The following is a 12,853-nucleotide window of genomic DNA, read 5'->3' as shown; positions in this document are numbered from 1 at the left end:
GCTCGGCGGCCGCGTCGACGCGGGCCTCGCCCTGCTGGTCGACCTCGCGCACCGCGTCGGCGATGGCGTGCACGAGCCGCAGCCGGGGAAAGCGGTAGCGGCGGTACGGGACGCCGGGCACCCGGGGCCACACCGAGTCGCCCCAGGCCCGCGGCGTGTCGATCCCCTGGAGCAGCAGGGCGGCGCGGGCCCGGTCCCCGCCGGGCCCGATGGGCTGCTCGGGGCCCGGCGCCCGCGGATCGAGCACGGCGCACCGGCTCCCGTGATCGACCTGCACCGCCAGGACGTCGTCGAGGACGCGGTTCACCCGCTCGTCCCCGCCGCTCTCCTCGGCGTGCAGCACGAACATCGGAACGAGCGGCTCACCCCCGCGGAAGTCCCGTACGAGCCCCTCGATCCGCGCCTGAATCCCCAAACTCGCCCGAACCCGCGCCCGCTGCGGTCTCCGGCACAGGACCAGCCCGTCCGACCCCCGTCTCACCATGCCCAACCCCCTTGGCACAAAGCGGAGTTGAGATTTTATAGCCGCAAGGAGAACAAAATAAGCCCCTCCGGCGCCTGAGGAGCAGGGGCATGGGGCAGCGCCCCACAATCCAGCCCCTCCGGCGCTTGAGGAGCGGGGCATGGGGCAGCGCCCCATAAATCAGCCCCTCCGGCGCTTGAGAAGCGGGGCATGGGGCAGCGCCCCACAATCCAGCCCCTCCGGCGCTTGAGGAGCGGGGCATGGAGCAGCGCCCCATAAATCAGCCCCTCCGGCGCTTGAGGAGCGGGGCATGGAGCAGCGCCCCATAATCCAGCCCCTCCGGCGCTTGAGGAGCGGGGCCCGGGGCAGCGCCCCATAATTCAGCCCCTCCGGCGCTTGAGGAGCGGGGCCCGGGGCGGAGCCCCGCGAGGCCGAACCCGCGGCCCGGGCCAAGCGACCCGTCAATGCAAGGACCGCACGTCCAGCTGCCGCAACACCCGGTCCACGATCTCCGGGTCCGACCCCGGCTCACTCCGCGCCGACAACACCGCGTGCCGCGCCGCCGACATCATCTCCTTCTGCACCTTCCTGAACGCCCGCACGCGCTCCACCCGCTGCGCCAGGTGCTCGCGCCGCTCGTCGTCCAGGATCTCCGGGCTGATCCGCGCCCCGATGTCGAAGGCACCGCGCTGGAGGCGTTCGATGACGTCGTCGGGAAGGTCCTGGACGCCCTCGATCTCGTGGAGCCTGCGCCGGGCCGCCTTCGCCGCGCGGATGGCGAGGTCGTGCTCGATCTGCCGCTCGGCGTCCGTATCGGCCCGTACGCCCAGTCTCCGCACGAGCCACGGCAGCGTGAGCCCCTGGAAGACGAGGGTGACCATGATGACGCAGAAGGCGATGAAGACGAGTTCGTCGCGCCCGGGGAAGGCGTCGCCCGCGTCCGTCGTGAGCGGGATGGCGAGCGCGAGGGCGACCGAGGCGACACCCCGCATCCCCGCCCACCACATGACGACGGTCTCGCGCCAGCTCGTCGGGATGTCCTCGGCGACGTCGCGTTTCTTGTGCAGCCGCTGCGCCAGCCAGCTCGCGGGCAGCAGCCACAGGAACCGTACGCCGATGACGACGGCCGCCACGAGCAGGCCCCAGCCGATCATCTCCCAGACCCGGTCGCCGGCCGTGCCGAAGACGGTGTGCAGTTCGAGGCCGATGAGCCCGAAGGCGATCCCGGTGACGAGGGTGTCGACGACCTGCCAGAAGGTCTGCCCGGTGATCCGCCCGAGCACGTCGTCGGCGTCGAGCGCGTACTCGGAGAGGAAGAGCGCGGTGGTGAGGACGGCGAGCACGCCCGAGCCGTGCAGCTCCTCGGCGAGGACGTAGCTGACGAAGGGGACGAGGAGGGTGAGCCCGGTCTGGAGGGTCGCATCGCCGAGGAAGTCGAGGAGCCGGCTGGTGAGCCAGCCGAGCGCGAGACCGACCGCGACGGCGACGGCCGCCGAGAGGAAGAAGAGGCCCACGGCCGAGGGGAGCGAGAAGCTGCCGCCGACCGCCGCGCCGATCGCGACGTGGTAGAGGACGATCGCCGTGACGTCGTTGAAGAGGCCCTCGCCCTCCAGGATCGAGACCAGGCGACGGGGCAGCCCGAGCGAGCCCGCGACGGCGGTCGCGGCGACCGGGTCGGGCGGCGCGACGAGCGCGCCGAGCGCGACGGCGGCGGCGAGCGGGAGGCCCGGGACGATGGCGCTGGCCACGGCGGCGACGGCGACCGTCGTGACGAAGACGAGCGCGACGGCGAGCAGGAAGATCGGCCGTCTGTTCGCCGCGAACTGGCGCCAGGACGTCCGTTGCACCGCCGCGTAGAGCAGGGGCGGCAGCACGAGCGGCAGGATGAACTCGGGCGGGATGCTGACGTTCGGCACGAAGGGCAGCAGCGCGAGGACGACCCCGAGCAGTGTCATGAGCACCGGGGAGGGCAGTCCGAGTTTGTCCCCGAGTGGCACCGTGAGCACGGCTCCGAGCAGCAGCAGGATCAGCAGTGCCAATTGGTCCACGGCGGGGGCCTCCCAGGGGGCTCGGACGTACGGGCCACCCCTCCACCAGGGCCGATCCCCACGGGGAATCACCCCCTGAGGGGTCCCCCTACCCTCCCATGGGTGTTTCTTTACCGAACACGTGGGTGGCGGCCCGCCCGGTCACGCGACCGGTGGCCCCCGGCCTCAGACAGCCTTCCGCATCGCCCGGTGTTCGATCCCGGCTTCGAGGTAAGTCCCCCCGTACGCCACGTATCCGAGCCGCTCGTAGAACCCGAGCGCGCGCGTCTGGGCGTGCAGGTCGACGCTCGTGAGGCCCAGCCCGGCGGCGAGCCGTTCGATGCCGGTGACGAGCGCCGCCCCGACCCCGCCGCCCCGGGTCGCGCCGCGCACGGCGAGCCGGCCGAGCGAACCGGCCCCCTCCGTGTGCCCGGTCGGCTCCCACGCGGCCTCGCCGTGCAGCAGCCGTCCGGCGCCGAGCGGCGTGCCGTCCTCGGCGAGCGCGAGGACGTGCGCGGCCCCGTCGTCGAGCGCGTCGTACTCCAGCTCCTCGGGCACGCCCTGCTCCTGGACGAAGACCTCCTTGCGCACGAGGAAGCACGCCGCGCGGTCCTCGTCGCTCTCCGCCCGCCGCACGATGTACGCGGTGCCGTCGGCCAGCGTGCCCTCGGCCAGTGTCGCGTTGTTCACGAAGCCTCCTCAGCGGCTCTCGGCGCGGACCCGGTCCAGCGCGCGCTGGAGGTCCTCGGGGTACTCGCTCGTGTACTCGGCCCAGTCGCCCGTGCCGGGGTGGGTGAAGCCGAGACGGACCGCGTGCAGCCACTGCCGGGTGAGGCCGAGCCGCTTGGCGAGCGTGGGGTCGGCCCCGTAGGTGAGGTCGCCAACGCAGGGGTGGCGGTGCGCGGACATGTGCACGCGGATCTGGTGGGTGCGGCCCGTCTCCAGCTTGACGTCCAGGAGGGACGCGGCGCGGAACGCCTCGATGAGGTCGTAGTGGGTGACGGACGCCTTGCCGTCGGCGGTCACGGCCCACTTGTAGTCGTGCTGCGGGTGGCGGCCGATGGGCGCGTCGATGGTGCCCGAGGTCGGGTCGGGGTGGCCCTGGACGAGCGTGTGGTAGCGCTTGTCGACCGTACGGACACGGAACTGGTTCTTCAGCGAGGTGTACGCGTGCTCGGACTTGGCGACCACCATGAGCCCGGAGGTGCCGACGTCGAGGCGGTGCACGATGCCCTGGCGCTCGGCGGCGCCCGAGGTGGAGATGCGGTACCCGGCGGCGGCGAGGCCGCCGATCACGGTCGGGCCCGTCCAGCCGGGGCTGGGGTGGGCGGCGACGCCCACCGGCTTCATGATCACGACGACGTCCTCGTCGTCGTGGACGATCTCCATGCCCTCGACGGGCTCGGCGACGATCCGGACGGGCGCCGCGGCCTGCGGCATCTCGACCTCCAGCCAGGCCCCGCCGCGCACCCGCTCGGACTTGCCCACCACCGAGCCGTCGACCTGCACCTTTCCGCCCGCGGCCAGCTCGGCGGCCTTGGTGCGGGAGAAGCCGAACATGCGCGAGAGGGCGGCGTCGACACGCTCGCCCTCCAGGCCGTCGGGGACGGGAAGGGTACGGACCTCGGGAATAGCGCTCACCCGTCGAGTATGCCGGACGGGTGAGGGCGGCCGTTACGGGCGCTGCTCGCCCGCGTCCTCGCCCGCCTTCTCCTCGCCCTCGATGTCCTTCCCGTCCTTCTCGTCCTTGTGCCGGGTGCCGTCCGGGTCGAGGCCGCGGAAGGAGAGCAGGACGATGAGGATGCCGCCGCACACGATCGCGGAGTCCGCGAGGTTGAAGACGGCGTAGCCCTTGGGCGCGATGAAGTCGACGACGGCGCCCCGGAAGACCCCCGGGGAGCGGAAGACGCGGTCGGTCAGGTTGCCGAGCGCGCCGCCGAGGAGCAGCCCGAGCGCGATGGCCCAGGGCAGGCTGTGCAGCTTGCGGGCGAGCCGGGCGATGACGACGATGACACCGGCGGCGATGATCGTGAAGACGATCGTGTACGCCTCGCCCATCGAGAAGGCGGCCCCGGAGTTGCGGATCGCGGTGAGCCGCAGCCAGTCCCCGATGACCTGCACGGACCCGTCCCCGTGCCCCTCCAGCTTCGCGACGACGAGCAGCTTGCTCCCGAGGTCGACGACGTACACGAGCACGGCCACCACGAACAGCGCGAGCACGCGCCGCGGCCCCTTGCCCACCCGCTCGGCCGAAACTCTCTCGATGGTGCGCCCCGCCTCAGCCACGTAACGTCCTCAAACCCGATGAACCCAATGGCTCCGAGGGTACGTCAAGAAGCGAAAATGAAGCCCCTCCGGCGTTTGAGGAGCGGGGTCCGGGGCGGAGCCCCGAAACCGGGCCCGGGGCGGAGCCCCGAACGGGGGCCGGGGCGGAGCCCCGAACGGGGGCCGGGGCGAAGCCCCGCTCCCTCCCGCCCCCTACCTCCGCTCCGACTTCTGCTTGCAGTCCACGCACAGGATGGCATGCGGAAACGCCTGCATCCGCGCCTTCCCAATCGCCTTCCCGCAGTTCTCGCACACCCCGTACGTCCCCGCGTCCATCCGCCGCAGCGCCCGCTCCGTCTGTTCGAGCCGCTCCCGCGACCCCGCGGCCAGCGCCAGCTCGTGCTCCCGGGTCACGTTCTTCGTCCCGGTGTCCGCCTCGTCGTCCCCCGCGCCGTCCGCGGAGTCCCGCATCAGGCTCGCGAGGTCCGCCTCGGCCGTCTCCAGCTCGGCCCGCAGCCCGGCGATCTCCTGCTCCAGGCCATGCCTCGCCTCGGCGGCCTCCTCAGCCGTCCAGGGGTCCTCCCCAGGGCGTACCGCCAGTTCAGCGGGGTCCGTCGCTCCGCCGCGCGTAGTGGGCACGATCTCCTCCATCACCTTCGTCGTACCGCTTGCCGCAGACGCAGCACCGGACCGGCCTGCGATATTCCTCGTTCCTGCCCCCGTGTACGCGAAACAGCCCCGCACACACGGTGGTGGGACGATAAATCGACATCCCCCGCTCGGCAACGGGCCACGCCGCCCCCGCCCGCCACGCGCCCCCGTGCGCCCTCCCCCGGAGGGCCCCGCCCCCGCACGGTCACCGGCCCCGCGTAAAGCCGTGGCGGCCCGCCCACCCCGTACCCGTACACTTGCGGCAGCGAAACACAGGTGTGGATGGGGACGAGTAGCGCCGAGAAGCGGCCAGGAGCGACCCGGGGACGGTGGAAGCCCGGGGGCACGCGCGGCGCGAAGATCACCCCCGGAGCCGCCGGAGGAAAGCCAGGGGTGAGTGCCCCGCGGCCGTAGAACCGGCTTCGCGGACCCAATGAGGGGGCCGCAGGGCAGTCGCCCGGTGGCCAAGGAGGGTGGTACCGCGGGAGCGCGTCGGCTCTCGTCCCTCCGACGGAAAGCAGATCCGCCGGAGGAGCAGCGAGCCCCATGACGACCCCGCCGCAGTACCGACCCGTCCCCGCCCAGGTGGACCTCCCCGCCCTTGAGCACGAGGTGCTCGACCTGTGGCGCGAGCGCGACACCTTCGCCAGGACGCTCGCCCAGTCCGAGGGCCGCCCCGAGTGGGTCTTCTACGAGGGCCCGCCGACCGCCAACGGGATGCCGGGCGCGCACCACATCGAGGCGCGCGTCTTCAAGGACGTCTTCCCGCGCTACCGCACGATGCGCGGCTACCACGTGGGCCGCAAGGCCGGCTGGGACTGCCACGGCCTGCCGGTCGAGCTGGCGGTCGAGAAGGAACTGGGCTTCACGGGCAAGAAGGACATCGAGGCGTACGGCATCGCGGAGTTCAACGCGAAGTGCCGCGAGTCCGTGACCCGCCACACCGACGCCTTCGCCGAGCTGACGACCCGCATGGGCTACTGGCTCGATGTCGACCACGCCTACCGCACGATGGACCCCGAGTACGTCGAGTCCGTGTGGTGGTCGCTCAAGCAGATCTTCGACAAGGGCCTCCTCGTCGAGGACTACCGCGTCGCCCCCTGGTGCCCGAAGGACGAGACGGGCCTGTCGGACCACGAGCTGGCGCAGGGCTACGAGACCGTCGTCGACCCCTCGGTCTACGTGCGCCTCCCGCTCACCTCGGGCCCGCTCGCCGGGAACACCGCGCTCCTCGTGTGGACGACCACGCCGTGGACGCTCGTCTCGAACACCGCCGTCGCCGCGCACCCCGAGGTCTCCTACGTCGTCGCGACGGACGGCGCCGAACGCCTCCTCGTCGCCGAACCGCTCCTGGAGAAGGCCCTCGGCGAAGGCTGGGAGGCCACCGGCGAGCGGTACACCGGCGCGGAGATGGAGCGCTGGAGCTACCAGCGCCCCTTCGAGCTGATCGACTTCCCCGAGGCCGCGCACTACGTCGTCAACGACACGTACGTGACGACCGAGGACGGCACCGGGCTCGTCCACCAGTCCCCCGCCTTCGGCGCCGACGACCTCCGCGTCTGCCGCGCCTACGGGCTGCCGGTCGTCAACCCGGTCCGCTCCAACGGCACCTTCGCCGAGGACGTGCCGCTGGTCGGCGGCCAGTTCTTCAAGAAGGCCGACGAGGACCTCGTCGCCGACCTGAGCGCGCGCGGCCTGCTCTTCAAGCACGTCCCGTACGAGCACAGCTACCCGCACTGCTGGCGCTGCCACACCGCGCTGCTCTACTACGCGCAGCCCTCCTGGTACATCCGCACGACCGCCGTGCGCGACCGGCTCCTGGAGGAGAACGAGAAGACCAACTGGCACCCGGAGAACGTCAAGCACGGCCGCTTCGGCGACTGGCTGAAGAACAACGTCGACTGGGCGCTCTCGCGCAAGCGCTACTGGGGCACCCCGCTGCCCGTCTGGCGCTGCCCGGACGACCACCTGACCTGCGTCGGCTCCCTCGCCGAGCTGAGCGAGCTGACCGGCACCGACCAGTCGGGCCTGGACCCGCACCGCCCGTACATCGACGCGGTCACCTTCGCCTGCCCCGAGTGCGGTGCGCGGGCGAAGCGCGTCGAGGAGGTCATCGACGCCTGGTACGACTCGGGTTCGATGCCGTTCGCGCAGTGGGGCTACCCGTACCGCAACAAGGAGCTGTTCGAGGCGCGCTACCCCGCGCAGTTCATCTCCGAGGCGATCGACCAGACCCGCGGCTGGTTCTACACGCTGATGGCGATCGGCACGCTCGTCTTCGACAAGTCGAGCTACGAGAACGTCGTGTGCCTCGGCCACATCCTCGCCGAGGACGGCCGGAAGATGTCCAAGCACCTGGGCAACATCCTCCAGCCGATCCCGCTCATGGACCAGCACGGCGCCGACGCGGTCCGCTGGTTCATGGCCGCGGGCGGCTCGCCCTGGGCGGCGCGCCGCGTCGGGCACGGCACGATCCAGGAGGTCGTCCGCAAGACGCTCCTCACGTACTGGAACACCGTGGCCTTCCAGGCCCTGTACGCCCGTACGTCGAACTGGGCGCCCTCGGCCGCCGACCCGGCCCCCGCCGAGCGCCCGGTCATCGACCGCTGGCTCCTGTCCGAGCTGCACCAGCTCACCGCCTCGGTCACCGAGGCGCTGGAGTCCTACGACACCCACCGCACCGGGCAGCTCCTCTCCGCCTTCGTCGACGACCTCTCCAACTGGTACGTGCGCCGCTCGCGCCGCCGCTTCTGGCAGGGCGACAAGGCGGCGCTGCGCACCCTGCACGACGTCGTCGAGACGGTGACGCGGCTCATGGCGCCGCTCGTCCCGTTCGTCACCGAGCGGGTCTGGCAGGACCTCGTCGTCCCGGTGGACGCCTCGGCGCCCGAGTCGGTGCACATGGCGTCCTGGCCGGAGGCCGATCTCTCGGCCGTGGACGAGGAGCTGTCGCGGCAGATGGCGCTCGTGCGGCGGCTCGTGGAGCTGGGCCGCGCGACGCGCGCCGAGTCGGGCGTCAAGACCCGGCAGCCGCTGAGCCGCGCGCTCATCGCGGCGACGGGTTTCGAGACGCTGGGCGAGGAACTGCGGGCGCAGATCGCGGAGGAGCTGAACGTGGCGGGGCTCGCCTCGCTCGGCGAGGTCGGTGCCTCGCTCGTGGACACGAGCGCGAAGGCCAACTTCCGCGCGCTCGGCAAGCGGTTCGGCAAGGGCGTGCAGGCGGTCGCGAAGGCGGTCGCCGACGCGGACGCGGCGGCGCTCTCGGCGTCCCTGCGCGAGACGGGCACGGCGACGGTCCTCGTGGACGGCGCCGAGGTCGTCCTCTCGCCCGAGGAGGTCTTCCTGACGGAGACCCCGCGCGAGGGCTGGGCGGTCGCCTCCGAGGCGGGCGCCACGGTCGCCCTCGACCTGGAGATCACCGAGGAACTGCGCCGCGCCGGCCTCGCGCGCGACGCGATCCGCCTCGTCCAGGAGGCCCGCAAGAACAGCGGCCTCGACGTGGCCGACCGCATCGCCCTGCGCTGGACCACCGACGACCCCGCCCTCGCCGAGGCCCTGCGCGAGCACGCGAGCCTGATCGCGGACGAGGTCCTGGCCACGGACTACGCGGAGGGCGAGCCGACGGAGCTCTACGGCAAGCCCTTCGAGGACACGGGCCTCGGGCTCACGTTCGCGCTGCACAAGGTGGGCTGAAGGCCCTTATCGCCGGAGGGACTGGACAAATCCAGCCCCTCCGGGGGTACCTCCCGGCCGAAGGCTGGGGGAGATCGAGGAGCGCGGTCCGGGGCGGAGCCCCGCAACGCCGACCGGCCCCCAGGTCAAAGACCTGGGGGCCGGGAACACCGACGTCTACGCCCGAAGACGCCCCGTCAGTTGTCGTCCTCGTCGATCAGGAATCCCCGCATCGGCGACGGCGCCTGCTGCATCGGCTGCGGCGCCTGCGGCCGCACCGGCGCCATCGGCTGCGTCATCGCCGGGGACATCTGCTGCTGCCCGCCCCCGTACGAGGGACCGGCCGAAGGCGGCGTGGGACCGCCCATCGGGCCGGGACCGTTGTGCCCGCCCCCGAAGGACGGCGCACCGGCCGGGGCCATGGAGGGCGAGGGGGACGGCGGCAGCGACGGCGTCGAGGAGACACGCGGCGGGGCGAGCGAGTCGTCCGACTGCGTCTCCAGCTGGCGCAACTGCGACTCCAGGTACGACTTCAGCCGTGTCCGGTACTCGCGTTCGAAGCCGCGCAGGTCCTCGACCTTGCGCTCCAGCGTGGCGCGCGCGGACTCCAGGGAGCCCATCGCGACACGGTGCTTCTCCTGCGCGTCCCGCTCCAGGGCGTCCGCCTTGGCACGGGCGTCCCGCTCCAGACCCTCGGCGCGGCTGCGGGCCTCGCCGACGATCTTGTTGGCCTCGGAACGCGCCTCGGCGATCGCCTGGTCGGCGGTCTGCTGGGCGAGCGAGAGGACACGCGCGGCGCTGTCGCCACCGGGACCCTGGCCGGGCTGCGGCAGCTGCGGGCCGCCGTGACCGAGCGGGCCGACCATCTGCTGCTGCGGCTGGCCCATCGGCCCCTGCGGGCCGCCCATCGGACCCTGGCCCATCGGGCCCGGACCCTGCTGCCCCATCGGACCGGGACCCTGCTGCCCCATCGGGCCGGGACCCTGCTGGCCCATCGGACCAGGACCCTGCGGAGCCATCTGTCCCATGGGACCGGGACCCTGCGGGCCGCCCATCGGACCCTGGCCCATCGGGCCGGGACCCTGCGGGCCGTGACCGCCGGGGCCGGAGGGCAGCTGCGGCGCGCCGGAAGGCAGCTGGGGCGGGCCGCCCATGTGCTGCTGCTGCGGGTGCTGCTGCTGGCCCGGGTGCTGGGGCTGCCCCGGGTGCTGGGGCTGGCCGGGGTGCTGCGGCTGGCCGGGGTGCTGGGGCTGGCCGGGGTGCTGGGGCTGCCCCGGGTGCTGCGGCTGTCCAGGGTGCTGCTGCCCCTGCGGCGGACCCGATATGGCGGCGGGCCCGGGACCCTGCGGCCGTTCCGGCTGCTCGGGGCCCTTGCGCATGTTCTGCTGCTGGTTCTGCGCGGCGGCACGAGTGGCTGCGGCGAGTTTGGCCCGCAGGTCCTCGTTCTCCCGCGCGAGGCGGGTCAGTTCGGCCTCCACCTCGTCGAGGAAGGCATCGACCTCGTCCTCGTCATAGCCTTCTCGGAGGCGGACGGTCGTGAACTGCTTGTTCCGCACGTCCTCGGGGGTCAATGGCATCTCTTCACCTCAACGTAGTCGTCGGCATTCGGCAAGAACGTAGTTGACATCGCGCTCACAGCCGGCTCACGACGGAGATCAGGATGTAGACGATGATCATCAGTACGAAGAAGGACAGGTCGAGCGCCACGCCCCCGAGGCGCAGCGGCGGGATGAACCGCCGCAGAAGCTTGAGTGGTGGATCGGTGACAGTGTAGGCGGCCTCCAAAACGACCACCATGGGCTTGCCCGGCTGCCAGGAGCGGGCGAACTGGAACACGTAGTCCATGACGAGCCGGAAGATCAGGACCAGCAGGAAACACATCAGCGCGATGTAGAGCACATCCAGCACAACGCTCATGAACGCTTCCCACTCCCCTGTCCTGCGAGCCCGCCGTCACGAGCCGTTCCGTTGTGCGTCATTCGGTCTCAGCTCTGGTTGAAGAACCCGCCCTCTGCGATGCGAGCCTTGTCCTCCGCCGTTACATCGACGTTAGCAGGCGACAACAGGAAAACCTTCTGAGTCACCCGCTCGATGCTCCCGTGCAGGCCGAACACCAGACCGGCCGCGAAGTCGACAAGTCGCTTCGCGTCCGTGTCGTCCATCTCGGTCAGGTTCATGATCACGGGCGTGCCCTCGCGGAAGTGTTCCCCGATGGTACGGGCTTCGTTGTAGGTCCGGGGGTGCAACGTCGTGATGCGGTACGGCTCCCGCTCCGAGACAACCTTGGGCATGATCACCGGCGCGTTCTTCTCCATGCTCGGACGTTCTGGTGTGATGGATGACACGGGCGCGATACGTGCCGGACGGCCCGACTCCACGGGCAGCGACACGGGTTCACGCGGAGCCGGGGGCTGGGCGGAACGCACCGGTTCGTCCGGTTCGGGCTCCTGGTGCGGCGGATTGTGCCGCCTGCGGTCGCGCTCGGGCTCCGGCTCGGGCTCGAACTCGTCATCGGGGTCGAACCCCGGGCCGTCGTACCCATCGTCCTCCACGAGGCCGAGGTAGACCGCCATCTTGCGCATCGCGCCGGCCATGCTCTGAGTCCTCCGCTCTGTGGTGGATCGACAAGGACCACCTGCCCGCGATCCACGTGGTCTTTCCGCCTCTTTGACGGGCAATGACCATATTTTGTGCTGTGGTCCGACTTGCTTGGCGACGTTACCCGAGGGGGGAACGCGTGCCGAGTATCGCGCTGCCGATCCGTACATGTGTCGCCCCGGCCGCGACCGCCTCCTCCAAGTCCCCGCTCATCCCGGCGGAGACCATCGTGGCAGCCGGATGCGCGGCGCGCACGAGGCTCGCCAATTCCGCGAGCCGCGCGAAGGCGGCGCGCGCGTCACCCGCGTAACGCCCGGCCAGCGGAGCCACCGTCATGAGCCCGGCGGGACGCAGCCCCTCGGTGGCGGCGATCCGGTCCATGAGTTCCACGACCTCGTCGGGGTGGGCCCCGCCGCGACCGGCGTGCGCCGCGGGATCGCCCTCGGCGTCGAGCGCGACCTGCACGAGGGCGCCGATCTCGCGGCCCTCGCGCACCGCCGCCGCCCCGAGCGAGGCGGCGAGCCGCGCGCGGTCCACGGAGTGCACGTACGAGGCGTACCGGGCCACGGACTTCGCCTTGTTGGTCTGCAACTGCCCGATGAAGTGCCACGTGAGCGGGAGGTCCGCGCACTCGGCGGCCTTCGGGCCCGCTTCCTGGTCCCGGTTCTCGCCGACCTGTTCGATGCCGAGCGAGGAGAGAAGACGCACATCGCTCGCCGGATACGTCTTCGTCACCGCGATCAATGTCACGTCGGTACGGGAACGGCCCGCCGCGGCGCACGCCTTGGCGATCCGTTCCTCCACCTTCGCGAGGTTCGCGGCGAGTTGTTCCTTACGTTCCCCGAAGTCCGTCATGCCCCATCAGTCCAGCCACGCGTAGCCCGCGAGGCGCCCGGTGACCCGGTCCCCGCGGTACGAGAAGTGATCCGCCGACTCCCGCGTGCAGGACGGCGAGCGGCGCACGTCGCGCACGCCGAGCGCGTCGAGCTGCGCGAGCACGCCCGCCGCCACGTCGAGCGCCGGCGTACCCCAGCTTGTCTCGGCGTACGCCCGGGGCGCGAGCGCGGCCACCTCGGCGCGCATGGCCTCGGGCACCTCGTAACACGCCCCGCAGATCGCCGGCCCGGTGCGGGCCACGATCCGCGCGGGCTCGGCGCCGAGCCCCCGCATCGCCTCG

At 71.8% G+C, this 12,853-nt stretch carries 11 protein-coding genes and 1 pseudogene; 1 reads left to right on the top strand and 11 read right to left on the bottom strand.

Annotated elements, in window-relative coordinates; all coding sequences use genetic code 11:
* From G3I42_RS05015 to G3I42_RS04990, 6 genes and pseudogenes are all read right to left on the bottom strand, one after another.
* Window positions 1–349, bottom strand: a pseudogene (locus G3I42_RS05015) (hypothetical protein); the annotation flags it as partial.
* A gap of 575 nt (window positions 350–924) precedes the next feature.
* Window positions 925–2,511 carry a Na+/H+ antiporter gene (locus G3I42_RS05010; protein WP_164282736.1) on the bottom strand — a complete coding sequence of 529 codons (1,587 nt, stop codon included), beginning with the start codon at window positions 2,509–2,511 and terminating at the stop codon, window positions 925–927.
* A gap of 165 nt (window positions 2,512–2,676) precedes the next feature.
* Complete coding sequence (locus G3I42_RS05005) at window positions 2,677–3,180, bottom strand: GNAT family N-acetyltransferase (RefSeq protein ID WP_164282734.1); 504 nt, start codon at window positions 3,178–3,180, stop codon at window positions 2,677–2,679.
* Between the two features lie 9 nt (window positions 3,181–3,189).
* Window positions 3,190–4,131: an RluA family pseudouridine synthase gene (locus tag G3I42_RS05000; RefSeq protein ID WP_164282732.1), complete on the bottom strand. Its 942-nt coding sequence runs from the start codon at window positions 4,129–4,131 to the stop codon at window positions 3,190–3,192.
* 33 nt (window positions 4,132–4,164) lie between these two features.
* Window positions 4,165–4,776, bottom strand: coding sequence for a signal peptidase II (lspA, locus tag G3I42_RS04995; RefSeq protein WP_343244458.1), 612 nt, complete (start codon window positions 4,774–4,776; stop codon window positions 4,165–4,167).
* Window positions 4,777–4,968: 192 nt separating this feature from the next.
* Entirely contained in the window at window positions 4,969–5,394 is a 426-nt protein-coding gene (locus G3I42_RS04990; RefSeq protein WP_343244457.1) for a TraR/DksA family transcriptional regulator, read from the bottom strand.
* Window positions 5,395–5,952: 558 nt separating this feature from the next.
* On the opposite strand from G3I42_RS04990, the gene ileS reads away from it, so the two are divergent.
* Entirely contained in the window at window positions 5,953–9,099 is a 3,147-nt protein-coding gene (gene ileS / locus G3I42_RS04985; RefSeq protein ID WP_164282728.1) for an isoleucine--tRNA ligase, read from the top strand.
* Between the two features lie 176 nt (window positions 9,100–9,275).
* Here ileS and G3I42_RS04980 read toward each other — a convergent pair whose 3' ends face one another.
* The 5 genes from G3I42_RS04980 to G3I42_RS04960 all read right to left on the bottom strand — a co-directional run.
* Window positions 9,276–10,655 carry a DivIVA domain-containing protein gene (locus tag G3I42_RS04980; RefSeq protein WP_164282727.1) on the bottom strand — a complete coding sequence of 460 codons (1,380 nt, stop codon included), beginning with the start codon at window positions 10,653–10,655 and terminating at the stop codon, window positions 9,276–9,278.
* A 55-nt stretch (window positions 10,656–10,710) separates the two neighbouring features.
* Complete coding sequence (locus G3I42_RS04975; RefSeq protein ID WP_007828256.1) at window positions 10,711–10,995, bottom strand: YggT family protein; 285 nt, start codon at window positions 10,993–10,995, stop codon at window positions 10,711–10,713.
* Between the two features lie 68 nt (window positions 10,996–11,063).
* On the bottom strand, window positions 11,064–11,672 hold the full coding sequence (sepF, locus tag G3I42_RS04970) for a cell division protein SepF (RefSeq protein ID WP_007828255.1): 609 nt from the start codon (window positions 11,670–11,672) through the stop codon (window positions 11,064–11,066).
* A gap of 124 nt (window positions 11,673–11,796) precedes the next feature.
* Entirely contained in the window at window positions 11,797–12,531 is a 735-nt protein-coding gene (locus G3I42_RS04965; RefSeq protein ID WP_164282725.1) for a YggS family pyridoxal phosphate-dependent enzyme, read from the bottom strand.
* A gap of 6 nt (window positions 12,532–12,537) precedes the next feature.
* Window positions 12,538–12,853, bottom strand: a 316-nt coding sequence (locus tag G3I42_RS04960; RefSeq protein ID WP_164282723.1) for a laccase domain-containing protein, incomplete at its 5' end; no start/stop codon positions are given.

The sequence above is a fragment of the Streptomyces sp. SID11385 genome, assembly GCF_010548245.1.
In the GTDB taxonomy this organism is placed as follows: Bacteria; Actinomycetota; Actinomycetes; order Streptomycetales; family Streptomycetaceae; genus Streptomyces.
Note: the sequence above shows the minus strand (reverse complement) of the source record. Positions and strands in the feature narration are given on the sequence as shown.